Origin of the sequence: Pseudonocardia xishanensis, assembly GCF_039541715.1 — a bacterium.
GTDB classification, from domain to species: Bacteria; Actinomycetota; Actinomycetes; order Mycobacteriales; family Pseudonocardiaceae; genus Pseudonocardia; species Pseudonocardia xishanensis.
Genome location: NZ_BAABGT010000132.1, coordinates 1 through 1246 on the forward strand (window position 1 = coordinate 1; position 1246 = coordinate 1246).

Consider the following 1246-nt stretch of genomic DNA (forward strand, 5'->3'; position numbering starts at 1 on the left):
ATGAATGTGTCATTGCCACGGCTTCGGCGGTGCGCTTGAGCCCCGCTACATTGTCGGCGCAGGACCACTTGACCAGTGAGCTATTACGCACTCTTTCAAGGGTGGCTGCTTCTAAGCCAACCTCCTGGTTGTCTGGGCGATCCCACATCCTTTCCCACTTAGCGCACGCTTAGGGGCCTTAGCCGGTGATCTGGGCTGTTTCCCTCTCGACTATGAAGCTTATCCCCCACAGTCTCACTGCCGCGCTAACAGTACCGGCATTCGGAGTTTGGCTGATTTCAGTAAGCTTGTCGGCCCCCTAGACCATCCAGTGCTCTACCTCCGGTACCCACCACGCGACGCTGCACCTAAATGCATTTCGGGGAGAACCAGCTATCACGGAGTTTGATTGGCCTTTCACCCCTACCCACAGCTCATCCCCCAGGTTTTCAACCCTGGTGGGTTCGGGCCTCCACGACGTCTTACCGACGCTTCACCCTGGCCATGGGTAGATCACTCCGCTTCGGGTCTACACCCCGCGACTATGACGCCCTATTCAGACTCGCTTTCGCTACGGCTACCCCACACAGGTTAACCTCGCCACGAAGCATAACTCGCAGGCTCATTCTTCAAAAGGCACGCCATCACACCGAAATGCTCTGACGGCTTGTAGGCACACGGTTTCAGGTACTATTTCACTCCCCTCCCGGGGTACTTTTCATCTTTCCCTCACGGTACTAGTCCGCTATCGGTCACCAGGAAGTATTTAGGCTTAACGGGTGGTCCCGCCAGATTCACAGCAAATTCCACGAGCTCGCTGCTACTCGGGTATACAGTCCATGACGCGGTGCGCGTTTTCGCGTACGGGGCTCTCACCCACTACGGCGACCCTTTCCAGAAGTCTTCCACTAACACACACCAACACCATCCGAAGCTCGGCAGAACCTCGACGACCACAACCCACGACACCGCATCCGCAACCCCTGCCGGGTATCACACGAACACGGTTTAGCCTCCTCCGCTTTCGCTCGCCACTACTCACGGAATCACGGTTGTTTTCTCTTCCTGTGGGTACTGAGATGTTTCACTTCCCCACGTTCCCCCTGTACACCTATGAATTCAGTGCACAGTGACACCCCATGACGGGCGCCGGGTTTCCCCATTCGGACATCCTCGGATCACAGCTCGGTTGACAGCTCCCCGAGGCCTTTCGCGGCCTCCCACGTCCTTCATCGGCTCCTGATGCCTAGACATCCACCATGTGCCC

1 rRNA gene is annotated in these 1246 nt (G+C 57.1%); it reads right to left on the bottom strand.

Annotation, left to right across the window (positions count from 1 at the left end):
- Window positions 1-1246 (bottom strand): 23S ribosomal RNA (locus tag ABD993_RS36465); the annotation flags it as partial.